This window comes from Pseudoalteromonas sp. T1lg88 (assembly GCF_002964765.1).
Taxonomy (GTDB): Bacteria; Pseudomonadota; Gammaproteobacteria; order Enterobacterales; family Alteromonadaceae; genus Pseudoalteromonas.
On the sequence record NZ_PQCF01000008.1, the window covers coordinates 1 to 25,990 of the forward strand.

General features: G+C 50.9%; 28 protein-coding genes and 4 tRNA genes. 15 read left to right on the forward strand and 17 right to left on the reverse strand.

The window, feature by feature from the left end; all coding sequences use genetic code 11:
- From C2M34_RS05250 to murB, 8 genes are all read right to left on the reverse strand, one after another.
- On the reverse strand, positions 1 to 90 hold a 90-nt coding region (locus C2M34_RS05250), incomplete at its 3' end, for a GTP-binding protein (protein ID WP_233997923.1).
- Positions 91 to 227: 137 nt separating this feature from the next.
- A tRNA-Thr gene (locus tag C2M34_RS05255) sits at positions 228 to 303 on the reverse strand.
- Between the two features lie 12 nt (positions 304 to 315).
- A tRNA-Gly gene (locus tag C2M34_RS05260) sits at positions 316 to 390 on the reverse strand.
- Positions 391 to 438: 48 nt separating this feature from the next.
- Positions 439 to 523: transfer RNA gene (locus C2M34_RS05265), tRNA-Tyr, on the reverse strand.
- 39 nt (positions 524 to 562) lie between these two features.
- Positions 563 to 638, reverse strand: a tRNA-Thr gene (locus C2M34_RS05270).
- A 126-nt stretch (positions 639 to 764) separates the two neighbouring features.
- A complete protein-coding gene (locus C2M34_RS05275; RefSeq protein WP_105258243.1) occupies positions 765 to 1,475 on the reverse strand; it encodes a type III pantothenate kinase in 711 nt (236 codons plus the stop codon).
- Between the two features lie 2 nt (positions 1,476 to 1,477).
- Positions 1,478 to 2,470, reverse strand: coding sequence for a bifunctional biotin--[acetyl-CoA-carboxylase] ligase/biotin operon repressor BirA (gene birA, locus C2M34_RS05280; protein ID WP_105258244.1), 993 nt, complete (start codon positions 2,468 to 2,470; stop codon positions 1,478 to 1,480).
- Positions 2,457 to 3,467, reverse strand: a complete 1,011-nt coding sequence (gene murB / locus C2M34_RS05285) for a UDP-N-acetylmuramate dehydrogenase (RefSeq protein WP_105258245.1) — start codon at positions 3,465 to 3,467, stop codon at positions 2,457 to 2,459. Before murB ends, birA begins: the two co-directional genes overlap by 14 nt.
- Before the next feature lie 124 nt (positions 3,468 to 3,591).
- Here murB and C2M34_RS05290 point away from each other — a divergent pair, with 124 nt between their 5' ends.
- On the forward strand, positions 3,592 to 5,430 hold the full coding sequence (locus C2M34_RS05290) for a M1 family metallopeptidase (protein ID WP_105258246.1): 1,839 nt from the start codon (positions 3,592 to 3,594) through the stop codon (positions 5,428 to 5,430).
- Between the two features lie 273 nt (positions 5,431 to 5,703).
- Here the strand turns inward: C2M34_RS05290 and C2M34_RS05295 are convergent, their stop codons facing one another.
- Positions 5,704 to 6,354 (reverse strand): DUF2057 domain-containing protein, encoded by a 651-nt coding sequence (locus tag C2M34_RS05295; RefSeq protein WP_105258247.1) that lies wholly within the window; start codon positions 6,352 to 6,354, stop codon positions 5,704 to 5,706.
- 99 nt (positions 6,355 to 6,453) lie between these two features.
- Between C2M34_RS05295 and C2M34_RS05300 the strand changes: the two genes are divergently transcribed.
- The 3 genes from C2M34_RS05300 to C2M34_RS05310 all read left to right on the forward strand — a co-directional run bounded on the left by C2M34_RS05300 (position 6,454) and on the right by C2M34_RS05310 (position 9,995).
- The gene (locus C2M34_RS05300) at positions 6,454 to 6,819 is read left to right on the forward strand and encodes a histidine triad nucleotide-binding protein (protein WP_105201106.1); all 366 of its coding nucleotides are present in this window, start codon (positions 6,454 to 6,456) and stop codon (positions 6,817 to 6,819) included.
- A gap of 218 nt (positions 6,820 to 7,037) precedes the next feature.
- On the forward strand, positions 7,038 to 7,694 hold the full coding sequence (locus C2M34_RS05305) for a helix-turn-helix transcriptional regulator (protein WP_105201107.1): 657 nt from the start codon (positions 7,038 to 7,040) through the stop codon (positions 7,692 to 7,694).
- 141 nt (positions 7,695 to 7,835) lie between these two features.
- Entirely contained in the window at positions 7,836 to 9,995 is a 2,160-nt protein-coding gene (locus tag C2M34_RS05310) for a response regulator (RefSeq protein WP_105215070.1), read from the forward strand.
- 12 nt (positions 9,996 to 10,007) lie between these two features.
- Here the strand turns inward: C2M34_RS05310 and C2M34_RS05315 are convergent, their stop codons facing one another.
- The 4 genes from C2M34_RS05315 to C2M34_RS05330 all read right to left on the reverse strand — a co-directional run bounded on the left by C2M34_RS05315 (position 10,008) and on the right by C2M34_RS05330 (position 14,072).
- On the reverse strand, positions 10,008 to 11,426 hold the full coding sequence (locus C2M34_RS05315) for a mannose-1-phosphate guanylyltransferase/mannose-6-phosphate isomerase (protein ID WP_158681393.1): 1,419 nt from the start codon (positions 11,424 to 11,426) through the stop codon (positions 10,008 to 10,010).
- Between the two features lie 79 nt (positions 11,427 to 11,505).
- A complete protein-coding gene (locus tag C2M34_RS05320) occupies positions 11,506 to 12,273 on the reverse strand; it encodes an amidohydrolase (protein ID WP_105258249.1) in 768 nt (255 codons plus the stop codon).
- An 11-nt stretch (positions 12,274 to 12,284) separates the two neighbouring features.
- Positions 12,285 to 12,527, reverse strand: a complete 243-nt coding sequence (locus C2M34_RS05325; protein ID WP_105258250.1) for a VF530 family DNA-binding protein — start codon at positions 12,525 to 12,527, stop codon at positions 12,285 to 12,287.
- Positions 12,528 to 12,590: 63 nt separating this feature from the next.
- Complete coding sequence (locus C2M34_RS05330; RefSeq protein ID WP_105258314.1) at positions 12,591 to 14,072, reverse strand: FMN-binding glutamate synthase family protein; 1,482 nt, start codon at positions 14,070 to 14,072, stop codon at positions 12,591 to 12,593.
- A gap of 187 nt (positions 14,073 to 14,259) precedes the next feature.
- Here C2M34_RS05330 and C2M34_RS05335 point away from each other — a divergent pair, with 187 nt between their 5' ends.
- The 3 genes from C2M34_RS05335 (at position 14,260) to C2M34_RS05345 (ending at position 16,601) form a co-directional block, all read left to right on the forward strand.
- The gene (locus C2M34_RS05335) at positions 14,260 to 14,958 is read left to right on the forward strand and encodes a pseudouridine synthase (RefSeq protein WP_105258315.1); all 699 of its coding nucleotides are present in this window, start codon (positions 14,260 to 14,262) and stop codon (positions 14,956 to 14,958) included.
- 61 nt (positions 14,959 to 15,019) lie between these two features.
- Positions 15,020 to 15,397 carry a BlaI/MecI/CopY family transcriptional regulator gene (locus tag C2M34_RS05340; RefSeq protein ID WP_105201223.1) on the forward strand — a complete coding sequence of 126 codons (378 nt, stop codon included), beginning with the start codon at positions 15,020 to 15,022 and terminating at the stop codon, positions 15,395 to 15,397.
- A 1-nt stretch (position 15,398) separates the two neighbouring features.
- Entirely contained in the window at positions 15,399 to 16,601 is a 1,203-nt protein-coding gene (locus tag C2M34_RS05345) for a M56 family metallopeptidase (protein ID WP_105258251.1), read from the forward strand.
- Between the two features lie 76 nt (positions 16,602 to 16,677).
- Here C2M34_RS05345 and C2M34_RS05350 read toward each other — a convergent pair whose 3' ends face one another.
- Positions 16,678 to 17,061, reverse strand: a complete 384-nt coding sequence (locus C2M34_RS05350) for an MAPEG family protein (RefSeq protein WP_105258252.1) — start codon at positions 17,059 to 17,061, stop codon at positions 16,678 to 16,680.
- A gap of 334 nt (positions 17,062 to 17,395) precedes the next feature.
- On the opposite strand from C2M34_RS05350, the gene C2M34_RS05355 reads away from it, so the two are divergent.
- The 5 genes from C2M34_RS05355 (at position 17,396) to C2M34_RS05375 (ending at position 20,916) form a co-directional block, all read left to right on the forward strand.
- Positions 17,396 to 18,250: a hypothetical protein gene (locus tag C2M34_RS05355; protein WP_105201114.1), complete on the forward strand. Its 855-nt coding sequence runs from the start codon at positions 17,396 to 17,398 to the stop codon at positions 18,248 to 18,250.
- A 10-nt stretch (positions 18,251 to 18,260) separates the two neighbouring features.
- Positions 18,261 to 19,358, forward strand: coding sequence for a DUF4785 domain-containing protein (locus tag C2M34_RS05360; protein WP_105258253.1), 1,098 nt, complete (start codon positions 18,261 to 18,263; stop codon positions 19,356 to 19,358).
- Between the two features lie 203 nt (positions 19,359 to 19,561).
- Complete coding sequence (locus C2M34_RS05365) at positions 19,562 to 19,798, forward strand: DUF5808 domain-containing protein (protein ID WP_105258254.1); 237 nt, start codon at positions 19,562 to 19,564, stop codon at positions 19,796 to 19,798.
- 328 nt (positions 19,799 to 20,126) lie between these two features.
- Positions 20,127 to 20,603, forward strand: coding sequence for an energy transducer TonB (locus C2M34_RS05370; protein ID WP_158681394.1), 477 nt, complete (start codon positions 20,127 to 20,129; stop codon positions 20,601 to 20,603).
- 58 nt (positions 20,604 to 20,661) lie between these two features.
- Entirely contained in the window at positions 20,662 to 20,916 is a 255-nt protein-coding gene (locus C2M34_RS05375; RefSeq protein WP_105258256.1) for a hypothetical protein, read from the forward strand.
- Between the two features lie 185 nt (positions 20,917 to 21,101).
- On the opposite strand, the gene C2M34_RS15695 is transcribed toward C2M34_RS05375, so the two are convergent.
- A complete protein-coding gene (locus C2M34_RS15695; protein WP_158677953.1) occupies positions 21,102 to 21,245 on the reverse strand; it encodes a hypothetical protein in 144 nt (47 codons plus the stop codon).
- A 113-nt stretch (positions 21,246 to 21,358) separates the two neighbouring features.
- Here C2M34_RS15695 and C2M34_RS05380 point away from each other — a divergent pair, with 113 nt between their 5' ends.
- The 3 genes from C2M34_RS05380 to C2M34_RS05390 all read left to right on the forward strand — a co-directional run bounded on the left by C2M34_RS05380 (position 21,359) and on the right by C2M34_RS05390 (position 23,779).
- Positions 21,359 to 21,592, forward strand: coding sequence for a DUF5808 domain-containing protein (locus tag C2M34_RS05380; protein WP_105258257.1), 234 nt, complete (start codon positions 21,359 to 21,361; stop codon positions 21,590 to 21,592).
- Positions 21,593 to 21,770: 178 nt separating this feature from the next.
- The gene (gene arsB / locus C2M34_RS05385) at positions 21,771 to 22,793 is read left to right on the forward strand and encodes an ACR3 family arsenite efflux transporter (RefSeq protein WP_105258258.1); all 1,023 of its coding nucleotides are present in this window, start codon (positions 21,771 to 21,773) and stop codon (positions 22,791 to 22,793) included.
- A gap of 113 nt (positions 22,794 to 22,906) precedes the next feature.
- Positions 22,907 to 23,779 carry a DMT family transporter gene (locus C2M34_RS05390; RefSeq protein WP_105201224.1) on the forward strand — a complete coding sequence of 291 codons (873 nt, stop codon included), beginning with the start codon at positions 22,907 to 22,909 and terminating at the stop codon, positions 23,777 to 23,779.
- An 80-nt stretch (positions 23,780 to 23,859) separates the two neighbouring features.
- Here the strand turns inward: C2M34_RS05390 and C2M34_RS05395 are convergent, their stop codons facing one another.
- Both C2M34_RS05395 and C2M34_RS05400 read right to left on the reverse strand, forming a co-directional pair.
- Positions 23,860 to 24,177 carry a DMT family transporter gene (locus tag C2M34_RS05395; protein ID WP_105258259.1) on the reverse strand — a complete coding sequence of 106 codons (318 nt, stop codon included), beginning with the start codon at positions 24,175 to 24,177 and terminating at the stop codon, positions 23,860 to 23,862.
- The gene (locus tag C2M34_RS05400; protein ID WP_105201119.1) at positions 24,177 to 25,709 is read right to left on the reverse strand and encodes a carbon-nitrogen hydrolase family protein; all 1,533 of its coding nucleotides are present in this window, start codon (positions 25,707 to 25,709) and stop codon (positions 24,177 to 24,179) included. Before C2M34_RS05400 ends, C2M34_RS05395 begins: the two co-directional genes overlap by 1 nt.
- Positions 25,710 to 25,990 lie beyond the last annotated feature (281 nt).

A 25,990-nucleotide genomic window follows, 5' to 3' on the forward strand; every position in this document is an offset into this window, starting at 1 on the left:
TGCAGTTAGAGTTGTTTTACCGTGGTCAACGTGGCCGATTGTACCAACGTTTACGTGCGGTTTTACGCGTTCAAACTTTTCTTTTGCCATGACGGAACCTATCAGTTTTTGTGTATCTAGATTACATATCAAACGATCGACAAAAAACGACGATCAATTCAATTCTTCATTATTGAATATTTTTTAGACAAATCAAAGGAAGTATTTCAGGACAGACAGGACTGGAGTGGTGCTGATAGGCAGATTTGAACTGCCGACCTCACCCTTACCAAGGGTGCGCTCTACCAACTGAGCTATATCAGCACACCAGAAAACTGGAGCGGGCAGCGGGAATCGAACCCGCATCATCAGCTTGGAAGGCTGAGGTAATAGCCATTATACGATGCCCGCTTTCTAGGAACCTGTTCTTAACTACCTCTAACCGTCAAGAATTTAGAGTGGTGGAGGGAGCTGGATTCGAACCAGCGAAGGCAGTGCCGTCAGATTTACAGTCTGATCCCTTTGGCCGCTCGGGAACCCCTCCACGCAAAATTCTTTCTAAAGCCTTTCCAAGATGAGGAAATGGTGCCGACTATCCGAGTCGAACGGATGACCTACTGATTACAAGTCAGTTGCTCTACCAACTGAGCTAAGTCGGCACTGCTTTAGTACGGGGCGAGATTCTAGAGTAAGGTTTATTGGGATGCAACTATAAAATCAAAAAAAGTTTAGGTTTGAGGTGCGAACGTTCATTATTCACCCAAAACAGAGCTTTTTTAAACAATTCACCCTTGTTTTTGCCACTGCCACAGGCCTTCGAAGACCAAATGGGGACGATAAATACCTTGCCCCAGGTGTTGATGCAGAGCCAAACCATCGCCGCCGGTGATCAATAATTGCACACCTTGTCCACAGCAGTGATGCGCCAGCACATATTCGATGGCACCGAGGGCACCGATAAGGGCGCCATTTTTCACCGCTGCCGGGGTTGAGCACCCAGGCTCGGGACTAGCAACCTGGTCATCAAGGGTAAAAACCTTTTCGGCGCGGCTCACTATGCTGTGCTCACTTAGACTTAATCCCGGAAGAATATAGCCGCCAAGATGCTGATGAGCATCATCGATTAGATCTAGGGTCAGTGCCGTGCCGGCGTCAACCACTAGGGTGTAGCCGTTGGGGTTAGCACAGTAACCGGCGATCACCGCCAGCCAGCGGTCGATGCCCAGAGTAGAATAATTGTCATAGGCACAGTTAAGTTGTTGCCACTTTGCCGTCACCGCAGCGCGACGTACTCCCACTCCCTGCGTCTCGGCTTCTTTCACCAAGGCGCTTAAGACGTCTGAGTCGGCTACCGCAGAAATAACCACTTCTTCTATCTGTGTCCAAGGCACAGCCTGCGGCTCTACGTGCTGTAGCTGAATGTCCTGCCCCGTTTCGGAGCCCGAGGTCAGCATCATTTTAAGTGCCGTATTACCGGCGTCGATTAATAGCTTCATGATTAACCCGTCGACTTAACCCTTAAACTGATCTCACCGCCAAAGTAACGCTTGCTTTGGCCATCGATGCGCAGCACCACGGCGCCCTGCTCGTCGATACCTTCACAGATGCCACGCCAGGTATTGGTGCCCGAGCTAAGCTCGACACATTGACCGCTGAAGGCATGCACCCTATTCCACTGCTGATACATGCCCTGTAGACCGGTTTGGCGATATTGGGCTAGGCGCTTTTGTAAAAAGCAGGTGAGCACGGCCACCAACTGGTTTTTATCCAGCTCACCGGCGAACTCGTTGAGATCGCACCAGGGCTGATCTATATGCTCTGCCGCTGCCTGAGGCATGGAAATATTGAGGCCTATGCCGATCACCAGATGACAGGGTCCTTCGGCGGTGCCATCGAGCTCCACCAACACACCCGCCAACTTACGGCCATCGACCAGCACATCGTTCGGCCATTTCAGCTGCACCTCAAGATCATAGAGCGCCTTTAGGCTGTCATAGACCGCCAGACCCACGGCAATAGATAAACCCATGGCCGCATGCATGCCATCGTCTAAGCGCCAGTAATAACTGTAATAAAGGTTGGCTGCAAAGGGGGATTGCCAGGTGCGGCCGCGCCGTCCCTTGCCCTTCTGCTGCATTTCTGCCACCAGCACGCTGTTATTGTTTGCCTCGATGCTTTGCACCCGGCGCATCAGTTCGGTGTTGGTGGAGTCGATAATGGGCTGTACTTCAAAATGACAGCCGCTGCCGTCTAACTCTTGATAGGCCAGCTCGATATCCGCTTGCTTAAGCAGGCTCAAAGGTCGACTGAGGCGATAGCCCTTGCCATTGACCTTGTAAATATCCAGCCCCATTTCCTGCAAGGACGTAATATGCTTGGCCACGGCGGCACGGCTAATGCCTAGTTGCTCGCCCATGGCTTGCCCGGAAATAAACTCGCCCTTATTTAAGGCCTGTAATATGGCCAGCTTGTTACCGTCAGGCGCCTTCATGAGTGGCCCCTACATGAATTTCTTGCAGCTCGCCCATCAATCGCACTTCATGCTCCAGGTCAATGCCGAAACGCTGTGCTACCACGCTTTGAATATGCTTGATCATCTCCAGCAATTCTTCAGCCCGACCCGCACCGCGATTCACCAGCACCAGGGCCTGCTTATCGTGCACGGCGATATCGCCAATATGAAAGCCTTTTAGTCCGGCCTGCTCTATCAGCCAACCGGCGGCCACCTTTTGCTGCTCGGCATCGACGTCATAGCAGGGCAGTTGCGGATATTGCTCTTTTAAAGCGGCTACCTGAGGGCGTGGCAGTATGGGGTTTTTAAAGAAGCTGCCGCAATTAGCCAGTACCTTAGGATCTGGCAGTTTTGCCTGACGCACCGCCACCACCTCATCAAATACCTGCTTGGCGCTGGGCTGCTGTAAACCCTGCAAGGGTCCGTAGCTGATATTCGGCTGCCATTGCTTAGGTAGGCGCAAACCAACCTGGGTAATAATAAACTGGCCCTTTAGCTCATGTTTAAAGACGGAATCGCGATAACCAAAGCGGCACTGCTCGGCACTGAGGCGCTGGGTTTCACCGTGCGCTATGTGATAGCCCTCGACATACTCGACAAACTGCGCCAGCTCGACACCATAGGCACCGATATTCTGCACCGGCGCGGCGCCAACATTACCAGGAATAAGAGCCAGGTTTTCCAACCCCGGCATATTCAAGGCCAAGGTGTTCTCCACCAGCGCATGCCAGTTTTCACCGGCCGCACAATGCAGCAACCAGCTTTGCGACAACTCCTCAATACGCACCCCTTTATTGGCGATCAAGATAACCGTACCTTGATAGGGAGTGGTAAAGATGGTGTTGCTACCCTCGCCGAGCACACAAAACGCTTGGGCGTAATCGAACTCGCGAAGCTGGGCTGGATCTGTGACGGTCACAAGCGTCTGACAGGGCACGTCCAGCGCAAAGGTATGATGGCTTTGTAATGCAGGCAAAGGAAACGTCTCTCTTGGCTATTTGCCCTAAGTGTACCCCAAGCCAGCCAACAGACATAGCTGTCAGTCGTTGACTATATCTGATATAACAAGCACTTCTTATTTCACCCGTTCTGAGGATGCTATGAAATTAAAACCTCTTGCTCTTGCCTTAGCGCTTGGCGGCGTTAGCCTGCACAGCCTGGCTGCCAGCGATGAGCACACCTATGCCAACCTAGACGATGTGGTCTCCACACACCTGTTTTTAGATCTTGATGTCGACTTCACCGACAAGCAATTAGAAGGCTTCGTTGAGCATAGCCTAAAGTGGAAAAATGCCGCTGCTCGTACTCTGGTACTGGATACCCGCGACCTTGAAGTTGACCGCGTGATCTACCAGGACACCCAAGGCAAATGGCACAAGGCAAAATTTGATTTAGCGGCTCGTGACGATGTGAAGGGTTCAAAACTAACCATTCGCTTTAAGCAGCAAGCTCCTAAGGTTCGTATTTATTACAACAGCTTGCCACAAGCATCTGGCCTGCAATGGCTGACGCCGGAGCAAACCGCCAGCAAAACTCAACCCTTTATGTACAGCCAGTCACAGGCCATTCACGCCCGTAGCTGGATCCCGGTACAAGACACGCCGGCCATGCGCGTAACCTATAGCGCTCGTATCGAAACGCCGGAAAATGTTCGTGCGGTAATGAGTGCCGACAACACGGGTGCCTTTATCAAAGATGGCGACTACTTCTTCGATATGCCGCAGGCCATTCCGCCTTACCTGATCGCCATCGGCGCCGGTAACCTGGAATACAAGGAAATGTCGCACCAGACCGCGATTTTCGCCGAGCCGCAAATTCTCGATGCCTCGGTGGCCGAGTTTAACGACACCCAGGCGATGATAGATAAAACCGAAGTTATGTACGGCGAATACGCCTGGGGCCGCTACGATCTACTTATGCTGCCTCCTAGCTTCCCATTCGGCGGCATGGAAAACCCACGCCTGTCTTTTATCACCCCAACCGTAGTGGCCGGCGATAAGAGCCTGGTTAACCTGATCGCCCACGAACTGGCACACTCCTGGTCCGGTAACCTGGTTACCAACGCCACCTGGGAAGACTTATGGTTAAACGAAGGTTTCACCTCTTACGTTGAAAACCGCATTATGGAAGAAGTTTTCGGTCGTGAGCGTGCGGTGATGGAGCAATCTTTGGATGCCGCAGGCCTAAATTCCCTGCTAAAAGATATTCCGGCACCGGATACCCGCTTAAACCTGGAGCTGAACGGTCGCGATCCGGACGACGCCTTTAGCTCTGTGCCTTATACCAAGGGCCAGCTATTCCTTATCTATTTGGAAGAAAAGTTTGGTCGCGATGTCTTTGACGAGTTCGTTAAGGGTTACTTTAAGGCCTATTCATTCCAGTCGCTGACCACGGCGGAATTTGAGCGTTACCTAGAAGAGAATCTGATCAACAAACACCCAGGAGTGGTCAGCATGGAGAAGGTCAATGAGTGGATCCATCAGCCGGGTCTACCTGCCGATGCACCTCAGCCTACTTCGGATGTGTTCGACAAGGTTGATGCCGAGACGCAAGCCTGGTTAGCCGGCAGTAAACCGGCCAGTGAATTGCCGACCGCAAACTGGACGGTGCATGAGTGGTTGCACTTTATCAATAACCTGCCACGCGACCTGGCTGGCGAGAAGATGGTCGAGCTGGATACCCAGTTTAACCTGACCGCGTCAACCAATAAGGAAGTCGCCTTCGCCTGGTTTATGCTGGCGGTAGGCAACGGCTATGAAGCCATTTACCCGGCGCTGGATAAGCACCTAAGTGGCATCGGTCGTCGTAAATTGATCGTGCCTCTATACAAGGCGCTGATTAATAACAACAAGCGTGACTGGGCCTATGAAGTATACCAGGGCGCTCGTCCGGGTTATCACCCACTGGCGCAAGGTACTATAGACGCGCTATTTAACTAATAGCGACACGCTAAGTAAAAAGGGTGCTAAATGCACCCTTTTTTATTGCCTAAAGGCAGGCAAATACCTCCTTTGTCGACGCAGAGCATCAACCTACAAGGCGCAAAGCATCAAGATTGGCGTGGAACCTTGTAGGTCGGGCTTTTAGCCCAACAAATAAGCAACGCGGGAGCATATTGCCGATAAGCCCGACAAATGAGCAACACTGAAGCACATTGCTGAGAAAGCGCCCCCGCTGTCGACGCAGAGCATCGACCTACAAAACGCAAAGCATCACTGTTGCGACTGCACCTTCTGTAAAAATGCCTGGCGCTGTGCCGGCGTAGCCTGCTGCCACCAGAACTCTAGCATGGCGGCGGCACTGACATTGCCACCGGCTTGAGGGACAGGTGCAACTGCCGGTGCAGACTTGGTCGAAACCGCCGGAGCTGGGGCTATATTGGCTGGCATCAAGGTTGGTGCTGTCAGCGCAGGCGCGGCAGTGCTCGGTGCGATAGTACTGGGTGCAACCACACTAGGCGCGGTCGCTTTAGGCATAGGCACTTCCAGCTGCCGACCCTCGGCGCGTAAACGCACTATGGGGCTTTGCGCGAAAAGCTTAGCGCCAGCGACGGTTGCAGCCCGATCGAACGTCACCTCATAATCCTGCCCGGCCTCAACCGCCAAGGTCACCCAAAAGGGTTCCGACTCGATTACCTCATGGTCATCAAAACCGCTTTCATAAAGGTCGCTGTATTTGAGCTTAAGACGATAGCTACCCGGAGCCAGTTCCAGCTCATCAACGGTATTGAAAATAGAATGCGAAATGGTTTTATCATTCACCTGTAAGGGGATAATTTCGCTCGCAAAGGACACAGTTTCGGCATAAGCCGAGGGCATTAGCAACAGAGCCAGCGCCGCAGCACTGGAGAGTTTTTTCCACATGGGGTACCTACCTTACATTTAAGCTTTGGTTCTCAGTTTGACACTTATGCTTTTCTTTGTCATTACTGACACCCTGCTAGTAAAATTAAGGAGCTCGCTGTGAGCACAGAGACCATTTTCACCAAAATTATCAATCGCGAGATCCCCGCCGATATCATTTATGAGGACGAACAAGCACTGGCCTTTACCGATATTAATCCCCAGGCCCCATTTCACGTTTTAATTATCCCAAAAAAGACAATAGCGACCATTAATGATGTCACCACGGAAAATGCCGCAATTGTCGGTCATCTCTATGTGGTTGCGGCCAAGCTGGCAAAGGAGCATGGGTTTGCCGAAGATGGCTACCGCGTGGTGATGAACTGCAACGGCCATGGCGGACAAACCGTGTACCATATTCATCTCCATATGTTAGCCGGTAAGGCAATGGGTTGGCCCCCCTATCAGGATAAGCTAAAAGTATAGGAATCATCACTTTATTAACCTACCCACATACTTTTTTCTGGCTAAATCAGGCGCTTTTAGGCGCCTAATTTAGCCATTACGTAACCTATTATTTACAAATGTTGGGTACATGGGCATAAATAGTCTTTTTTCACTACATAAATCAAAACACCCTAATACAAAAGAAGTGAATAGCGTGTTAGGATAGTGCAAATAGTTTTTAATGAGCCGACCACTAAATGAGTAAGACCGTATTTTTACTGCTTGAGCAGGAACCGATTAACCAGATTGGCACTAATGTTTTGGCACCGTTACTACGCACCCAAGGGTTTGAAGTACAAAAGGGTACCGACGTAACTCAAGTGCAGCCAGGTACGGCTTATTTATTTATCGAGACGTCTAACGAAGACGCCTGGGGTCGCTTAAAGTACCACCTTATAAACCTTAGGGTAGAGTGCGATATCGTCCTCTTCAACCTGGATGAGAACCCGGAACTGGCCAACCGTGCACTGTTAAGCGGTATTCGCGGGGTGTTCTATACCTCGGACAATGCCGATGTAATGATGAAGGGCATACGCTTATTACAAGAAAACCATTTATGGTATCGCCGTGATGTTATGTGTAACGTGCTTAATCGCATGCTGCATTTCAATAAGGACTCCTTACATAAACTCACCGAAGGCGACATCGAGCCGGTTAAACTTACCAAGCGTGAAAAGGCCATAGTTGGTCTAATGAGTAAAGGCGCTAAGAATAAAGAGATCGCCGAGCAGCTTAGCATCAGCCCGCATACGGTGAAAACGCACCTTTACAGTGCCTTCCGTAAAACCAAATGCCGTAACCGCATCGAGTTATTGTCCTGGGCTCAGACCAATATCCCGAACGAATTACGTTAGGGTCTGTTTTTAATCTCAAAGCCGGCGACATGCCGGCTTTTTCTTATCCGCAATAAATTGCCTCTCGATACTTACGCATAGCCAAGCAGAGAATTTTCCGTATAGTAGAAACTAAATACCCATAACCAATACATATCACGGATGCTAGACACGTCGACCCTCTTCTATACCAGCGCCGCGGCCATCTTTGTGATGACCTTGCTCAATTTTATTACCTGGCGCGCCAATCGTAACTTTGTCGGCATCGGCCTCTATGTGTGGTATCCGGTATGCTTGTTGGTGGGGATTATCATCTCCGCCATCAAAGCACCACAACAGCATGAGAACCTTGTCACCCTGGCAAACTTTTTCTTTATTTGCGGCTCGGTGATCCATGTTTTGGCCATTAATCGCTTCCTCAACTATAACGGCCTGCTGACCTACTTTTTTATCTTTGTCAGCGGCTGCTTATTTATCAGCTTTACCTACTTTATGTTTATCTCCGTGGATATTTCCGCCCAGGTGCTGCTGATAGACCTGCATCGCTTCGTCGAAGCTGCCTGTCTTTTCTACATTATCAGCCGCTACGGCCGCACCAAGTACCCCAGTGCCAGCCTGGTGTATCTGATCGCTCTCAGTATGTCGCTCCTGGTGTTTGCCGCCCGCGCCCTGGTGATGAACCACAGCGAGCACAACACCCAGTTTGATAACGATTGGTTTAGTGCCGCGCTGCTGGTAAAAGGGGTGCTCGCACCCATGCTGTTTGCCGCTGGTGTCGCCCTGTTTTGCAACGAGCGCCGTGAGCTTAACCTCAACCAATTGACGGCCAAGACACAAAAGGATTTAGAGATCCGTGGCATGTTTTTATCCACCATCAGCCACGAGATCCGCACTCCCTTGAATGGCATACTCGGTAGTGCCCAGTTGATCATGAACCAGGCCAGCACACCGAAAAACAAACCCTATTGCGAGGCCATTATCAACTCCGCCGAATCCCTGACCCTGCTAATCGACAAGGTATTGGAATATGCCAGCCTGGAGCAAAGCGATGAGGCCCTGTATGAAGAAGATGTGGAACTGCATACCTGGCTCAATAACCTCTGCCTGCTGCTGAGCCCACTGGCGGAGCAAAAGGGCGTGAAATTTGAGCTTAACTATAATTTGGCGAAGCAGGCCTGTTATTACTGCGACCACCAAAAGCTCAGGCAAATTCTTATTAATCTGGTAGGTAACGCCATTAAATTTACCGATCAGGGTCAAGTCACCCTGCAGGTCGACCTGCTCCATGGAGGCCAGGAAGAGCATACCCTAAGCTTTAGCGTTATCGACTCGGGGCCGGGTATCGAAGAAGATGAAATCCAATATTTAACCGAACCCTATGTGCAAAGCAGCGCCGGCAAGCTCAAGGGTGGCTCCGGACTGGGACTGGCGATCACCAGTCGCCTGCTTGCCCATCTTGGTAGCCAGTTGAATATTCGCAGCCGCCTGGGTGAAGGCAGCACCTTTAACTTTGCCGTGAAACTCACGGTAGGCGAATTAAGCCTGGTAGAAAAACGCCCTAAATCAGACAACTACCGCACCGGGTTAGATGTGCTCCTGGTTGAAGATTTAGAGCTGAATCAAAAAATCGCCATCGAATTTATGGCCGAGGATGAACACAAGGTCAAACTGGCCACCGATGGCAGCAGCGCCATTGAACTGCTGAAAAAACACCATTTTGATGTCGTGCTTTTGGATATGAACCTGCCGGACTTCAGTGGTCAGGAGGTGATCCGCAAGCTTAAAACCATGGATCATCGCAATCACCGCACCCCGATTCTGGCCTTTACCGCCAGCCTGAGCCCGGATGAGATCAAGGAATACCTGGCGCTGGGCATCAAGGACATAGTCGGTAAGCCAATTAAACAAGAGAAGTTAAGACAGGCGCTCAGCGACTCGCAATCGAATCAGACCCCGAATATCAGCGTTGCCTTAAAGGACGTGCTCTACGATGAAACCGCCGCCGAGCTGATGGCCAACACCTTTGCCGAGCAAGAACTGATCTCCATTTACAATGAGTTTGTGCTTTCCGCGCGCAATAAGCTGCTGCGCTGTCAGCAACTGGTGGGCAATGATAAGGAGCAGTGCATCAAGCTGCTGCACCGCCAAGCCAGCACCGCCTTGCAGCTGGGCTTTAATCGCTATGGCATGGCGTTGAAAAAAATCGAACGCCGCCTGCTCGATGATAAACCCATAGACGCGGGCTTAGCGGAAGGTCTCGATCTGTGGCAGCAAAGCCTAGAACAATACCTTAAGTTTATGCGCAGCCAAACCCTGCGCTAGCGGCCCCGTGCTTTAACGGCCATAGTCATCATCAAAGCGGATAATATCGTCTTCACCCAGATAATCGCCGCTTTGCACCTCGATAATGATCGCCGCCTTATTACCCACATTGGTCAGGCGATGGCGCTGCTGTGCCTGTATGTAGATGGACTGGCCACCGCTTAGCCTGTGTTCCTGCTGCTCCACCTGCACCAGCACCTCGCCGCTGACCACCACCCAATGCTCAGAACGATGTTGATGCGCCTGTAAGGACAAACGCGCCTGCGCCTGCAAAACAATGCGTTTAACCTTGTATTGCGCGCCCTCGTTCAGCACCTCGTAATGGCCCCAAGGGCGAAAGGTTTGCCTGTGATAGCGGCGCTGCTGCGGATGCTCGGCGGCCACCTTGGCCACCAGCTTGGGCATTTTATCCAGATGATCCTTGGCGGCCACTAAAATGGTGTCGCCGCTGTGCACTATTACCGTGTCCTTGATACCTAAGGTTGCCACCAGATGCTGCTCATCGGCGGCGATCAGATTACCCTGGCTGTCGGCGCAGACGGCGCTGCCGAGCACCAGATTCTCATCCTTATCCCGACTGTGATATTGATAAAGCTGGGCAAAGCTGCCGAGATCAAACCATTGCAGCGGCAGTGGACAAAGCAACAGCTGCTCGCTGCGTTCAAGCAGCGCATAGTCCAGGGAATCCCCTTCCAGTTGCTGCCAGGCGCTTTCATCGACACGGGTAAAGTCCAGATCGCTACTAAAGTTTGCGGCGCGGCACACCTGCGCCCATAACTGCGGTCTATGCTTTTGAAACTGTTCGATAAAAATGCCACAACCGGCGAGCAACATGCCCGAATTCCAATAATATTGCCCTTGCTCGAGATAATACTCGGCGGTGGCTCGAGCCGGCTTTTCGGTAAAGCCGGCAACCTTAAACAAGCCTTCAACACCATGCTCAGCGCAGCCATAACTGCTGCCCTGTTGAATATAACCAAAGCCAGTTTGCGGTTCGCTGGGGGTAATACCAAACAAAATAAGATGCTGCTGCGCCACGCTATCAAGCGCGCCAAGCTGGTCGCCAAGCAAGGTGAAGTTGGCAATGGCATGATCGGCGGGAGCGAAAAACAGGCTGGCATCCGGCTGATGTTGCTGCGCCCACAGCGCCGCCAAAGCCGCCGCTGGTGCGGTATTTTTCCCATCGGGCTCGAGAATAATGGCGCTGGCGCGCATATCTATTTCCAGCAACTGCTGCGCCACCATAAAACGGTGCTCGGCACTGCAGATCACTAAAGGAGCCAGACAGCCCTGCTGACGAAAACGCAACGCCGTTTGCTGGAGTAAGGAATGCTCGCCGTTAAGACGCAAAAACTGCTTAGGGCGGTCCTGACGCGACAGCGGCCACAACCGGGTGCCGCCGCCACCGGCGAGAAGTACGGGTAAAATCAAGATAGGGGCTCGGGTTCGCTAACTAATATCCGTATTATACCACCGCCCTGCATCTCCTGCCGATGCCCTTACAGCGACCCTAGCGCAAGTCAAAGGCATCCGCATCCTGCCAGGCGGGAAAGGCCTGGCGGTATTCCTCTAACGCATCTTTATCCAGAGTAATAGTGAGGACTTGTGGCTGGTCATCTGCGGTCTGAGCCAAGGGTTCGCCGCTAAAGTCATAGACGGCGGTGCCACCATTATGCGCTATGCCGTGACCATCATCGCCAATACGATTAACCGCCAACACATAGCATTGGTTTTCAATGGCTCGTGCCCGTAGCAAGGTATCCCAGGCGCTACGTCGTGCCGCCGGCCAATTAGCGATATTGATCATCACCTCATAATCGTTGCGATTGCGGGCAAACACGGGAAAACGCAGGTCGTAACAAACTTGCGGCAAGATGCGCAGACCCTTTAAGGTAAAAATGACTCTTTGCTTACCGGGATTAAGGTACTTGCCTTCTTGCCCCAGGCAAAACAGGTGCCGCTTATCATAATGCTGCACCACACCGTCGGGAGACACCCAGTACAGGCGGTTAAACTTTTGCCCTTGCTCGGCGACGATCACACTGGCACACATAACCGACCGATGACGCTGCGCCTGCTCTTTAAGCCAGATTAAGATCTGCTCGGCCGACTCATGCACCTGGCTATCGGCCACTGCGAATCCGGTGGCGAAGGTTTCCGCGAGGATAATTAAATCGACATCGCCGATGGACTCAAGGCGTGTACTTAGCTGCGTGAGATTGGTATCAACATCGAGCCAGCGGATATCCTGTTGTACCAGGGCGACGCTCAGATTCATGCACTTAGTCCTTATATCCCGGCGTTATAAGGCCAGGTACAAAAGGTTTTGATATACAGCTGCTCGACCTGCTCCCGCGCCCAGGGAGTGCGGCGCAAAAACTTCAGCGAAGATTTCACCGAGGGGTCTTTCTTAAAGCAATTGATATTGATCTGCTGTCCCAGCTCGGCCCAACCAAAATGTTCGACCAGGCGCGTAACCATTTGCTCCAGCTTAACGCCGTGCAGCGGATTCTTGGGTTGTTCTTGGTGCATTAAAATGCCTCGTAACCAGTAATACCCAGCAGTTTAACGCAGTTGGCAAGCACTCGCCATGCGCTACTTGTACATGGAGTACATTTCATCCAGGGTTTGCGACAAGCCATCCTCCTGCACCACGCGCACATGCTTGCGGTTAAGGCCGCGGATATTATTGACCCCACAGGAGTGAGCAATCAGGCCAATGCCATAGTGAATATACTTGTTGTAGTTGGCCACCCGCTGGGTTTTATCTACCACATCCAAGCCCTTCATTAATTTAGGATTATGGGTGGTAATGCCGGTTGGGCAGGTGTCTTTATTGCACTGCAGGGCCTGGATACAGCCCAGAGAAAACATATGACCGCGGGCCGAAACCACAAAGTCGGCGCCCAGCGCCACCGCCCAGGCCACCTTGGAAGGCACGATCAGCTTGCCCGAAGCGATAATACGAATCCGCTTGCGCAGGCCATGGCGTTCGAGTAAGTTGACCACCCAGGGCAGGCTCTCTTTGAGCGGCAAACCAACCGAGTCCAACAGTGGCTGGGGTGCCGCCCCCGTGCCGCCATCGGCGCTGTCTATGGTAATAAAATCCGGAGCGGACGCTGGGCCGCGATTATTAATTTCTTCGGCCAGCTCTTCTAACCAGGAGGTTTCACCGATCACCGCTTTAAAGCCGGTGGGCTTGCCGGTCACCGCACGCACATGGGCTATCATATCGAGTAGGTCGCCCACACTCCTTATTTCCGGATGACCATTGGGACTGATGGAGTCCTTGCCCTCGGGAATACCGCGGATTTGGGCAATTTCTGCATTGACCTTAATCCCGGGCAGCATGCCCCCCTTACCCGGCTTGGCGCCCTGGCTCATTTTAATTTCGAACATTTTTACCTGCTCATGGGCGGCGATTTCCTTGAGCTTGGTATCGCTTAATTTGCCATGCTCATCGCGCACCCCATATTTGGCGGTGCCGATTTGAAAAACGATGTCGGCGCCCCCTTCCAGGTGGTAGGGACTTAACCCACCCTCACCGGTATTCATCCAGCACTCGGCCTGACGAGCACCACGAGACAGTGCCAGCACAGCCCGTTTGGAAAGCGCGCCGTAGCTCATACCGGAAATATTAAACACCTTTTTTGCCTGGTAAGGATGAGGGCATTGCTCGCCTATGGTCACCGGCTCGGGCTCTATGGCGTCTTCTTCCAGGGTCGGAAAGGCGGTATTCATAAACATGATGGTGCCCGTGGGGTCCAGGCTTTGGGTGGAGCCAAACGCGGCGGTGCGATCAAGATTCTTCGCCGCCTTATATACCCAGCTGCGCTCGGCGCGATTAAAGGGCATTTCTTCGCGATCCATGGCGAAAAAGTATTGTCGGAAAAACTCCCCCTGACGCTCGAAAAAGTATCGAAAACGACCGATCACCGGATAATTTCGGCGTATTGCATGCTTATTTTGATGGATATCGACAAAATAATAATAGATGGTCAACAGCACCAAAAAGCCAATAAAGAGTAAAAAGAGACTGCTCATCAAGTCGATGGCACGGATCAAAAATTCGCTCATGGTCATACACTTTTTCTATCCCTAATAAAGCTCAGATTTACATAAGATTAGGTAATTGACCAGCATAAAAGTAAGGTTATTTTACCACCTGGCCCAAGACAAAACAGGCGACCCTGGCGCCGCGGTTATGCGGCATTCGCAGGGACATCATGCTAGTATGGCGGCACCCGTATTTCCTGGTCTTGTTATGTCCGCCCCTATTCGCCTTGCCAAGTATTTGTCCCATGCCGGAGTTTGTTCCCGCCGAGGCGCCTCGCGCCTAATTGATGCCGGCAGGGTGACGGTCAATGGCCGCGCCGCCAATCATATCGACCATGTCAGTGACCAGGATGAGATATGCCTTGATGGTCAGCGTATTGATGGACTGGCGCCCAAGCTGTATTACGCCTACCACAAGCCGGTGGGCATAGATTGCAAACTCAAAACCGAAGATCCAAGCAGCCTGGTCCATCACTTACCGCCCGAGCAACGCACCTACCCCATTGGCCGCTTAGACAAGGACTCCCGTGGCCTGTTGATCCTCACCAATGATGGCGAACTCTGCAATCGGCTGGCCCATCCGGATCACAGCCATGAAAAAGAGTATTGGGTTGAGGTAGACAAGCCCTTGGATAAAGCGTTTTTTTCTCGCATGAGCGCAGGTGTACCCGTGGATGGCACACTCACCAGACCTTGTGTTTGCACGGCGCTTTCAGCCACACGTTTTAAGATCATCCTCACCCAGGGGCTCAATCGGCAGATCCGTAAAATGGCCCGTTATTGCGGCTATCGCGTGGTCGACCTGCTGCGCGTGCGCATCGGCCAACTGCACCTGGACCTAACGCGCTTAGCCGAAAATCAATTTACCGAGCTCACCACGGAAGAAGTTAACTTGTTGAAAAAATAGCTTGATCATTTTGACTACAAGTGTAATCTTAAATTCAAAGATTACATTTGTGAGCAAAGTTATGATCGAGTTATCCAAAGCAGAGTTTGAGGTCATGGAAGCGCTGTGGCAGGGCCATCCGGCAAAGTCGAGTGAAATTATCGAGCGCCTCAGCGATGACACCCAATGGCATGACAAAACCATCAAGACCCTACTGGGTCGCCTCGTTAAGAAACAAGCGGTGAGTTTTGAAAAGCAAGGCCGTCTCTACCAATACAGCCCCACCATAGGCCGCGAAGATTACACCCTTAAACAGAGCAAGAATCTGATCCAGCGTTTCTTCAGTGGCCGCATTGCCCCTCTGGTCAGTGGCTTTGCCAAAACCGAACAGCTGTCACAGCAGGATATCAACGAACTCAAAGCCGTTATTAAAGAGTGGGAAGACCAACAAGGAAAGTAATATGTTGTCATGGCTTATTTCACAACAGGCACTGCTGTGCACCTTACTCGCCGCCTTGATTATCGCGGAACGTTATGCCCTTAAGGCACTGAGTGCACGCTTTATCTATGGCCTCTGGTTGTTGCTCCCAGCGTTGCTGCTGGCGCAAAGCATAGAGCTAAAAAATACGGTAGCCGCTCCGGCCATGATTGGCCAGTATGTGGTGACACCCTTGCGCCAGGCAAGTGCCGAGGTAAGCATTAGCTGGGAGCTGGCCTATTGGCTTATTGCCGCCGCCTTGTTCGCCCTGGTTGCCTACCAACACCTGGTATTTCAGCGCCGCCTGAACGCCGCCCCCCTTGATAACCAGCTGCCGGGACAGGCAGGCAATACGACTCTGTATCGCAGCAAGGCGATCAGCTCACCCATGGTGGTTGGCTTCTTTAACCCACGCATTGTACTACCGCAGCGTTTACTGCAAGACGTCGATGCCTCGGCCCTCACCCTGATGCTCGAACATGAGCGGGTGCATCTGGAGCGCCGCGATAATGTCATCAACCTGATTGCCCTGAGCGCCGCCATTTTAATCTGGTTTAACCCCCTGGGCTGGGTGGCTTATTTCAGCCTGAGACGCATTCAAGAGCTGGCCTGCGATGAGCGGGTGCTAGCCAATAAATCCGCCGCACAGCGTTTGCAGTACGGCAAATCCATGGTCGAGTGCGCCAGCCAGTCACGGCTGCATAGCTTGGCTTATTCTTACTACGGAGATAAAAACATGATGTTACAACGCCTATACAATATGCAATCGGCCAATAAGGGCTATGCCCTGGCCAAGGTCCTGGCCCTGCTTATTGCCCTGGGAAGTTTCACCCTGGTTGCCGGCACTCAGGCTGGCGAAGGCCATAAGCAAAAGTCAGCGAGTCAGCCAAAACCCCTGATGCGTATTGAGCCCATTTACCCTAAAGAAGCAGCGGAGCAAAAAATTTCCGGTTCTGTGGTTTTACGATTCCAAGTTGACGAGGAAGGCGCTGTTCGTAATGTGGTGGTGGTGCAGTCTCAACCGGCCAAGGTATTTGATAAAGAAGCGGTGCGTGCGCTGCAACAATGGCGCTATGAGCCTTACGCATTTCCACAAGAGGAACATTTGGTGCAGCTGGATTTCGCACTTAGCGCAGAGGTGCAACTACCTGAATTAACAGAGCGTATTAATGTAAAATCACATTAATACGCAACGACCAAGAGTATAAAGCAAGCCCCTTAATTAAGGTGCTTGCTTTGTGTTTTTATAAAAACTAATCAGGTTAAATACATAGGGCCATCATGACCAAGGGGCAGGACAAGGACAGGGCCCAAATCAGCGAGCGAGCCACATGCCAGTTATACCAATAACACAGGCAATAGAGCACGCGGGCAAGCAAATAGGTAATGGCAAGCATATCCATCATAGCCCCCGAGGTGTTGGTGCCCAGCACCACGGCCACGGCTACCGCAAACACGATCAGGGATTCGAAGCTGTTTTGATGTGCCGCCAAAGCGCGGGCGCCAAATCCCGTTAAAGCCTGCTGTTGTGCTCGTGGGTGGCGGTTATCGTAGCCGCCGCTTTGTTGCTGGGCCCAGGCCAAAGGAGCCTTGGCTAGAAAAGGAATTAAACACGCCAAGAGCGCGCAAATCACTAAAGTACTCATGCTTGATCCTTAATTTTATTCTTATTTTCACCATTGTGCGCCGCTTTGCAATCAAGCTCAATAGCCAAATTTAGAGCAAAAAAATGGCCAGCATGACTGGCCGAGCTTCCACTCACAAGATGTAACATCACCGCCCGTATAAAGAGAAAGCACACATTGCCGCCCCCTCAATTATTGCGCTTTTATCACCACAAACATAAGAGTGATAAGGCATCAAGACAGTTAGGTTAAATATTTGTAACAATTTCTTGCATTTGTACCTGTTTAGTCTATTTTCTGATCGGAGGTCACTCCTCCAACCTGATAGATAAAAATAGAATCAACAGGAACACACATGAAAACAAAACTACTCACATTGGCGCTGGCACTGGGTTTAAGCCAGGGTGCACTCGCCGCACAAGGGGTCGCCTTTATTCATGGCACCGGCCAGCAAACCGACGCCTATAACGACTATTGGACTGGCAGCTTCATCAATACGGTGCGCCAGGGCCTGAGCAATACCAGCAACTACACGGTTATTAATTGTGATTTTGAACAGTATATGTGGACCGATGGTGCCGCCGGCTGTTTAGCCTCACAACTCACCAGCTTTATTAATAATAAAAACATTACCGAGCTGACGCTGATCACTCACTCCAACGGGGGCAACGTGGTGCGCTGGATTTTATCCAACCCCACCTGGGATAGCCGCTATCCCAACATCATTAATAAGGTCACTCGTACCATAGCGCTGGCGCCGTCCAGTGGCGGTACGCCCTTAGCCGATGCGGTGGTGGCCGGCAATTCCTTTGAGCAAAGCCTTGGCTGGCTGTTGGGCTTCGCCAATGATGCGGTAAAGCAGCAACAGGTATCCTGGATGGCGTCATACAATGCCCAGTGGCTTTATGGCACCCCCAACCGCCCCGGCCTGCCGTCCTATTTTGAAACCGTGGTCGGCAGCGACGTGGACTCGGCCATTTGGGATAGCGACAGTTATTGCGGCGGCTACCAGAATCAGGTGTCGCTGGAAGTCACTCAGAATTGGTTAGACAGCTGCTCCGACGGCTTCTTAAATTGCAGCTCGCAATCCATGGCCGGTGTGGTCTGGTTTCAAGATAAATCACGCACCCGAGGCCGCGAACCTCTGAGTCATCAACAAAGCCGCCGTAACTGTTTTGGCCTTGGCGACATGCTGAAGAACCGTATCTAGGAGCTAAAAAATGAAAAAATTAACCACAGTTTACGCCCTAGCCTTGCTTACCAGCACAAGCGCCATGGCAAATACCGATAATGGCCAAACCGTATATCAATTCCCGCAGATACAAGCCACACCGGCAACGCCCTTACAGTCATTGGAAAAAACCAGCGTTGAATACTGGCAACAGGTTTCGGGTAAAGAGCTTAAGCAGGGGGTGCCTGTGTTTGTAAACCAGGCCGACCACCTTATCCGCGTTGCCCCCAAGGCCCGTTTTGAAAACGGTGAGGTGATCAAGCCCTATGACCTGCAGCTTGATAAATTCTCCGTTCGCGATGCCCAAAGCCAGCGTGCAATGCCGGTGCAGGCCATCGCCGCGCGCGAGCAGATGCAGCAAGCCGGCTTTAACGACGGCAGCGTCGGCCTCAAGCTGGGGCAGATTAATGGCAAGGGCCAGCCCATGCTGCACACCACTCAGGCACTCAATGACCAGGATATCTATCTGGTTCATGTAATCGAAAAAGGCTCAGGTAATGCGCTGCAGGCTCGTACCCAGTTTACCCTATCCGAGCACCAGCAACGCCTAGGGGTCGAGCTCAACCTGGGGCAGACGAAACTGCAGGATAAAAATGTGCAGCTTAAGCTCCATAGCCCAACTGGAGAGCAAATAGGTGCTCGCTACCAAGGCGGCGAAGCGATTTTCGATCAGCCTCTGACCTACCTGGGCGCCGCCAATGGCTACTACGAACTGGAGGCCAGTATTGACACCCAGGTTAACGGCCAAAAGGTCAAACGCTCGGTGAAAATGCCCTTTGTGCACAGCATGCAAACCATCAGCATGAGCGATGCCAAGGTAAAGGCCTTAGGCGGTAATCAATACCAGGCCAGTGTCCCGGTGGAAGTAACCGACAGCGGCCGCTATGCCATTCGCGCCACCCTTACCGGCCGTGCCGATAATGGCGAGCGCATTAGGCTGGCAACGGTTGAGGTCGCCAAGGAGCTCAATGGTAACGGCCAGTTTTTTATGCCCTTTAGCGCCACCCAAAGTGCCAATGCCCCCTACCGCCTGGTGGATATTGAATTAACGGACCAAACCCGGATGCTGAAGTTTACGCCGCAGTGATCCCTGCGCTGATATTGTGGACCCAACCAAGTCGGTGCCCAGCACCGGCTTTTTTGTGGCTGCAGGACTTGCCGGCTCGTGACGCCAAGGCCAAGCACTTGCTATACAAAATCAACAGGCTGATCTAGGTTGTTAATTGAACGAAATTAAAAAACGCCCTGCAAGCGGTGCGTGATATTTCAATCCAACTAGAGAGATACGTCATGACTCAGGATGAAATTAATCAAGCTGAATGGAACAAAGATGATAACTGGACGAAATTAAAGTGGATGGGTCTCTATTTTAGTAAAAAAGACTCGCGAACCTGGGTGCCTAAGCCTTACCCGATCTTAGGGTGGACGGTAAATCTGGCCAACCCGGGTGGTGTGCTTTCATTAAGTAGCATTATTGCCGTGCTAATGCTTATTTCAGGTTTTGTAGGCTACAACCTGGCGCCATGAAACCTGACTAGCGGTTTATTACTACTACCCTAGGCTTGTCAGAGAATTAGAATACATCATCGTCAAATAAAGCTGTGCACTGGTTCAGCAAGTATCACGGAGCGTTTACCCGCCTTCCACGGGAGGACACATTTGCCGGTGTGCATATTCCTCATTCGCCAGCATGAATTCTAAGATTAAAATCGATACCTGTTAGTAATGCCTATATGGTTGATTTAACAAAGCTGAGACATTTCCCTTACAAATTTAACGTGTTAACTTAGATTATTAATGGGACGGCTTGATAGCTCCTTTATAAATGCCGTTAGCAACACAAAAGGAATTGAATATGAATAAATACATTATTGGATTAGTCGGAATACTTCCTTTGGTAGGATGTAAAACCACACTAACAGAACAGGATCAAGATATAAAATTAACTGAAGCAGAGTTGCTTTCGGAAAAATGGAATAACTTGGAACGCTTCCCTCCTTTGTATCCGATTGAGGATGCCAGGGCTGGTAAAGAAGGCTGCGCATCTATTGAGTATGTGATTACGCCAGACTATGAGATTAAAGATATTAAAGTTGTGTCCTCAACCAGTAGGCACTTTGCCAAACAGGCAAAACTTAATGTTCAAAAGTGGAAGTGGTCAGAGTTACCTGAAGGGCTTATACAAGAGCCAATTAAAACCAATACTCAATTCCAATTTTGCTTAGAAACTGGCGACGGGCATTGTTCAGAAAAGAAATCCTTTGAAAATAGTCAATGCGAAGGTGAAGACTTAATTAAATCAATAGGGTATCGAATTGTGCGTAATGGGTAAATTCCTCTGGCAAATTGCCTAATGGCCATTACGTATAAACTTAAGGGAGAAAGTAAAAATGGAAACGAATCACAACGCGGAAAAATTACGCAAGAGCTTAACCATATTGGGGATAATTGGGGCACCATTCTTCATGGCCCTTGTGTTGGGGTATTTAGCCTATTTTGGCGACAATACAGTGTTTGCTTTTTTAGAAAATGAGACCGTCGCCTTATGCACATTTGTGATCGGCGTAATTGGCGCCGCAGCAGAAATGATAACAGCCATCTACCTCTCATTTCGATTTCGGGGCGTTGCCGTCCCTCAGGAATAACGCTTTACCACGCTAAATTATCACCGCCCCCTGCAGTTGCTGAATGTCTAGTTTTGTTATGAGCGTTAACAACATCATCAAGCAGGGCATTCAGCAAATGCGAAGGGTCGACAAACTCTTACATTTATATTCTTTAAGACCAATTGACAGGCTGAGTTCAACTAGGCAATAACCCTCATGCATTATCAATGCCCCTGCGTTGCCGTATCAAGGTCATGGAAGCGCTTGCCGGTCACTTGTATCAGGATAAGCTGTTTGCCGACATGGCTACTCATCAATACGCTTTGCCCTAGGGGAATTTGTTCACTTTCGCGGTCGGGCTGCGACATCCACACTGGGCATTTGCTGTACAAAATCAACAGGCTAATCTAGGTTGTTAATTGAATGAAACTAACGCTCTGCAAGCGGTGCGTGATACTTGTATCCAAATAAGGAGATAGCCATGACTCAGGATGAAATTAATCAGGTTGAATGGAGCAATGACGATAACTGGACAAGATTAAAGTGGATGGGGCTCTATTTCAGCAAAAAAGACTCGCGAACCTGGGTGCCTAAGCCTTACCCGATACTTGGATGGACGGTAAACCTGGCCAACCCTGGTGGTGTGCTTTCATTAAGTAGCATTATTGCCCTGCTCATGCTGATTTCGGGTCTTGTTGGCTACAATTTGGCGTAATAATACCCGCCAGGCGATTAATTACGACTACCCCAAACTTCTCTGAGGGAATAAGATCAGCCCTATCGAAGTGATCTTGTACAAACCTGGGTTTAGCGTGCCTAAGAATTTGCTCACCTAAGCTAAAGGTAAGCCTACCACTCGCGTTACCAAATTGTTTTTATTAAGGAAGTTTTAGATGGGGATATTTGAACGTTACTTGTCTGTCTGGGTAGCAATCGCCATTGCCACGGGTGTTGCTGTTGGCGTGATTTACCCACCCCTGTTCGAATTTGTTGCCACGCTGGAAGTGGCGCACGTCAATGTCGTCGTTGCCCTGTTTATCTGGGTAATGATTTACCCCATGATGGTACAGGTAGACTTTAGCACCATAAAAGAAGTGGGGAGAAACCCGCAAGGCCTGATACTCACCTTAGTGATCAACTGGCTTATTAAGCCATTCTCTATGGCGGCTTTAGGCTGGTTGTTCTTTGAAGGTATTTTTGCAGACTGGGTCTCTCCCGAAACCGCCCAAGAATACATCGCCGGCATGATCTTGCTTGGCGTAGCACCCTGTACCGCAATGGTATTTGTCTGGTCGCAACTCACCAAGGGCGATGCGAACTACACCCTGGTGCAGGTCTCGGTCAATGACATCATAATGATCTTTGCTTTTGCACCCATAGCAGGATTGCTTTTAGGGGTCACCGATATTCACGTTCCCTGGAACACCCTGTTTATTTCGGTAGTACTGTATGTGCTTTTACCTCTAGTAGCGGGTGCTTTAACACGCAAAACGCTAAACCGCTCTGGAAGAAATGAAGCAGCGGTTGCTGATTTGCTGGCGCGGCTTAAACCATTTTCGATCATGGGCTTGTTAGCCACTGTGGTACTGTTATTTGGTTTTCAGGCCAAGACCATTCTTGCTCAACCCTTAAACATAGTCTTAATAGCGATTCCGCTGATACTACAAACCTATGGCATCTTTATTCTGGCTTACTTTATCGCTGTAAAGCTGAAGCTCAAGCACAACATAGCCGCTCCCGCATGCTTAATAGGCACATCGAACTTCTTTGAATTAGCGGTCGCGGTAGCAATCTCGTTATTTGGCTTACATTCGGGAGCGGCCCTGGCCACGGTCGTGGGTGTGTTAGTTGAAGTGCCGGTTATGCTGTCTCTTGTGGCCATAGTCAATAAAACTCGGCACTGGTTTAGCAACTAACACCTGGCGAGGGGGGAGGCGATAATCCTCCCCTATAACCAGTATGTAAATCCCTCATTCGCCAGCGCTGCATGGCCATGCTAACTTGGTTTTTTAAGTCCCTATTAACCGCTATGACCTGGATTTTCTTTACCTTTTTAGCCGCATTCAGTCAAAGCTGGCGTAACGCCCTGCAAAGCAAATTAAGTCAGCATACGGCCAGTTTAGCCGTGACCTTGGCGCGCTTTATTCTTGCCGGGCCCATCGCTGCCTTGTATCTGGCTGGCTTATATCAATTCGAACCCGCACCGGCGCTTGAGCCCTCCGGCTCGTTTATTTTTTACATAATCGGTGCTGCGGTCATGCAGATTATCGCCACCGCCCTTATGGTGCGCCTTTTTAAAATGAACAACTACGCCGTGGGTGCGGGGCTGGCCAAAAGTGAAGCCCTGGTGGCGGCTATTCTTGGCATGCTGTTCTTTGGTTCGGCGCTGAGTTTACTGGGGTGGTTAGGTGTCATACTCGGTGCCGTTGCCGTCATCTTGTTATCCGGCCCCAGTATTCGCGGCTTAAACATTAACACCGTGGTGATGGGTTTAGCCTGCGGCACCAGTTTTGCGCTTACATCACTGTGGGTGCGCGAAGCCAGCCTGTCATCGGGCTTGCTGTTTCCTCACAGCGCCGCCTGGGTTTTGCTCTTGGTGATAAGTTTGCAAACAATACTGCTGCTGATTTATCTGGGAATTAAGAACAAAAGTGCCTTGCTCAGTCTGTGGCAACATAAGGGCTTAACAATGTGGATCAGCCTCACCAGCTGCATTGGCTCCATAGGCTGGTTTAGTGCCATGAGCCTGCAGCATGTGGCTTATGTGAAAACGCTCGGGCAGGTCGAGATTTTCTTTACCTTGGCTATTTCATATTTGTGGTTAAAGCAACCGGTGAAGCGCCGCGATAGCCTGGGCTTATTCTTGATTGCCTTGGCCGCTATCGCGGTTATGTGGGGTTAACCATTATTCAATTTCATCAATACGCCTTCCTTCTTGTCGGCCTAAAGGCCGACATACAACTCTGGCGGCAAGCGCCATACTCAGTGCGCCAGTTTTAAGGTGATCACCCCGGCAATAATCAATAGCACGCCAAAGTAGCGCATCAGCGATGAGCTGTCGCCGTAGAAGAGGATGCCCACCAGGAAGGTGCCGGCGGCGCCGATGCCGGTCCACACCGCATAGGAAGTGCCCATGGGAATGGTTTTTTGTGCCAGCCAGAGCAAAAAGCCGCTAATGGCCATAAAGATCACCGCCATGGAAATGCCAAACCAACGGGTTTGCGGCTCCTGCGCCAACTTCAGCCCCACCGGCCAGCCAATTTCAAATAATCCCGCACAAATCAAATACACCCAGGCCACTAGCCGTTCTCCTTAACCAGTTTTACTTCATAGAGATCGCCGCGACGATCCTTCAAATTGCGCACTGTACCCTCACTGTGCAGTATCTTCAATTTATCCATGTCCAAATCGGAGAACAGCAGCATCTCGGTGTTAGGGGTGGCCTCGTTAAGGCAGGCATCGTGGGGGAAAGAAAAGTCCGACGGCGTCAGCACCGCGGCCTGGGAATACTGTACGTCCAGGCTTTCCACCTCGGGCAGGTTGCCGACGCTGCCGGCGATCACCACATAGCACTCGTTTTCTATGGCCCGCGCCTGGGCGCAGTGGCGTACCCGTAGGTAGCTGTTTTTGGTGTCGGTCCAAAAGGGCACGAAGAGAATATCCAGTCCCTGCTCGGCGAGAATACGCGACAGCTCCGGGAATTCCACGTCATAACAGATTTGAATACCAACCCGTCCGGCATCGGTTTCAAACACGGCTATTTTATCGCCGCCCTGGATCACCCAGTCATAGGCCTCGTGCGGGGTAATATGAATTTTGCGCTGCTCATCCACCTTGCCGCTGCGATGACACAGATAGCTGACATTATAGATGGTATCGCCTTCAGCCAGGGGCATGGAGCCGGTAATGATATTGGCGTTGTATTCCACCGCCATGCGCGACATGGCTTTAACAAAGGTGTCCGTGTATTCCGCCAGATTGCGAATGGCCTCGGTTTGCCCGCGATATTTATGCAGCCCCATTAAGGGCGCATTAAAAAACTCGGGGAAGAGAATAAAGTCGCTTTGGTAATCGGATACGGTATCAACAAAGTATTCCACCTGCTTGAGCAGTTCATCAACGCTTTCCACCTGACGCATCTGCCACTGCACCGCACCAACCCGCACCACCGACTTGGTGCTTTCGAGCACAGTCTCGGTCGGCTCAAAGAGAATGTTGTTCCACTCTAACAGGGTGGCGTAGCCCTCCGATTCTTCGTCCTCCGGCAGGTATTTTTTCAATAGCCGCTTTACCTGGAAATCATTCGCCAACTGGAAGCTCAGAATCGGGTCATACACCTCTCTGCGGTCCACCTTTTCTATGTACTCCATGGGCGACATATTTTCGCGGTAGTTGTGATACAAAGGGATGCGGCCACCGGCCAGAATCGCCCTCAGATTATACTGACGGCACAGCTCCTTGCGGGCATCATATAAACGTCGACCCAGGCGCATACCGCGGTGGGTGGATGCTATGGCCACGTCTAAACCATAGAGGGCATCGCCGTTAGGATCGCTAAACACCCGATCATGGCTGTCGACGATATCGTCATAGGTATGGGGGTTGGAAAAACGCCCGTAGTCCACCTGCACGCTCAGGGCCATGCCCACCAGCTTCTCATCGTCGACTATGCCGATTTGCCCCTCGGGAAACTGGTCTATCAAACGAAAAATGGTGTGGCTGGGCCAGGCGCCGCCAAGCTCAGGATAGGTTTCATCCATCAGGGTTTTGATTTGCGGGTACTGCTCTTTTGTCAGATTACAAATAGCCAAACGGGTTGTTTCGACCGACATGCTCATCTCCTAATAATTAGGGTCTGTTGACCTTTGTTGTTTGTTTCTGCAGCAGTTTGTAGTGTATTTATACAAGGCGGCACATGTGTGGTGTAGTTATTCTACATAAACATGTAACAACACAGTAGAAATGCGCTACAAGCGCTGCCCTACGGGTTCATCTAAACGCATCCTGCTCTGTGTTGCTCGCTATGTACATAGAGTGACTATGCATCATAACGAGCGTCGTGATCAGAATGCGTTTAGATTGAACATAAAGTAAACCGCAAAGATAAACAGAC

Excerpts from the sequence above, each read along its gene's own strand:
- C2M34_RS05365 (WP_105258254.1), top strand. The coding sequence starts at position 19,562 with ATGACTCAGGATGAAATTAATCAAGCTGAATGGAACAAAGATGATAAC.
- arsB (WP_105258258.1), top strand. The coding sequence starts at position 21,771 with ATGGGGATATTTGAACGTTACTTGTCTGTCTGGGTAGCAATCGCCATT.
- C2M34_RS05290 (WP_105258246.1), top strand. The coding sequence starts at position 3,592 with ATGAAATTAAAACCTCTTGCTCTTGCCTTAGCGCTTGGCGGCGTTAGC.
- C2M34_RS05320 (WP_105258249.1), bottom strand. The coding sequence starts at position 12,273 with ATGAATCTGAGCGTCGCCCTGGTACAACAGGATATCCGCTGGCTCGAT.
- C2M34_RS05380 (WP_105258257.1), top strand. The coding sequence starts at position 21,359 with ATGACTCAGGATGAAATTAATCAGGTTGAATGGAGCAATGACGATAAC.
- C2M34_RS05275 (WP_105258243.1), bottom strand. The coding sequence starts at position 1,475 with ATGAAGCTATTAATCGACGCCGGTAATACGGCACTTAAAATGATGCTG.
- C2M34_RS05335 (WP_105258315.1), top strand. The coding sequence starts at position 14,260 with ATGTCCGCCCCTATTCGCCTTGCCAAGTATTTGTCCCATGCCGGAGTT.
- C2M34_RS05350 (WP_105258252.1), bottom strand. The coding sequence starts at position 17,061 with ATGAGTACTTTAGTGATTTGCGCGCTCTTGGCGTGTTTAATTCCTTTT.
- C2M34_RS05325 (WP_105258250.1), bottom strand. The coding sequence starts at position 12,527 with ATGCACCAAGAACAACCCAAGAATCCGCTGCACGGCGTTAAGCTGGAG.
- birA (WP_105258244.1), bottom strand. The coding sequence starts at position 2,470 with ATGAAGGCGCCTGACGGTAACAAGCTGGCCATATTACAGGCCTTAAAT.
- C2M34_RS05390 (WP_105201224.1), top strand. The coding sequence starts at position 22,907 with ATGACCTGGATTTTCTTTACCTTTTTAGCCGCATTCAGTCAAAGCTGG.
- C2M34_RS05295 (WP_105258247.1), bottom strand. The coding sequence starts at position 6,354 with ATGTGGAAAAAACTCTCCAGTGCTGCGGCGCTGGCTCTGTTGCTAATG.
- C2M34_RS05375 (WP_105258256.1), top strand. The coding sequence starts at position 20,662 with ATGGAAACGAATCACAACGCGGAAAAATTACGCAAGAGCTTAACCATA.
- C2M34_RS15695 (WP_158677953.1), bottom strand. The coding sequence starts at position 21,245 with ATGTCGCAGCCCGACCGCGAAAGTGAACAAATTCCCCTAGGGCAAAGC.
- C2M34_RS05400 (WP_105201119.1), bottom strand. The coding sequence starts at position 25,709 with ATGTCGGTCGAAACAACCCGTTTGGCTATTTGTAATCTGACAAAAGAG.
- C2M34_RS05310 (WP_105215070.1), top strand. The coding sequence starts at position 7,836 with ATGCTAGACACGTCGACCCTCTTCTATACCAGCGCCGCGGCCATCTTT.
- C2M34_RS05345 (WP_105258251.1), top strand. The coding sequence starts at position 15,399 with ATGTTGTCATGGCTTATTTCACAACAGGCACTGCTGTGCACCTTACTC.
- C2M34_RS05355 (WP_105201114.1), top strand. The coding sequence starts at position 17,396 with ATGAAAACAAAACTACTCACATTGGCGCTGGCACTGGGTTTAAGCCAG.
- C2M34_RS05370 (WP_158681394.1), top strand. The coding sequence starts at position 20,127 with ATGAATAAATACATTATTGGATTAGTCGGAATACTTCCTTTGGTAGGA.
- C2M34_RS05340 (WP_105201223.1), top strand. The coding sequence starts at position 15,020 with ATGATCGAGTTATCCAAAGCAGAGTTTGAGGTCATGGAAGCGCTGTGG.
- C2M34_RS05330 (WP_105258314.1), bottom strand. The coding sequence starts at position 14,072 with ATGAGCGAATTTTTGATCCGTGCCATCGACTTGATGAGCAGTCTCTTT.
- C2M34_RS05305 (WP_105201107.1), top strand. The coding sequence starts at position 7,038 with ATGAGTAAGACCGTATTTTTACTGCTTGAGCAGGAACCGATTAACCAG.
- C2M34_RS05360 (WP_105258253.1), top strand. The coding sequence starts at position 18,261 with ATGAAAAAATTAACCACAGTTTACGCCCTAGCCTTGCTTACCAGCACA.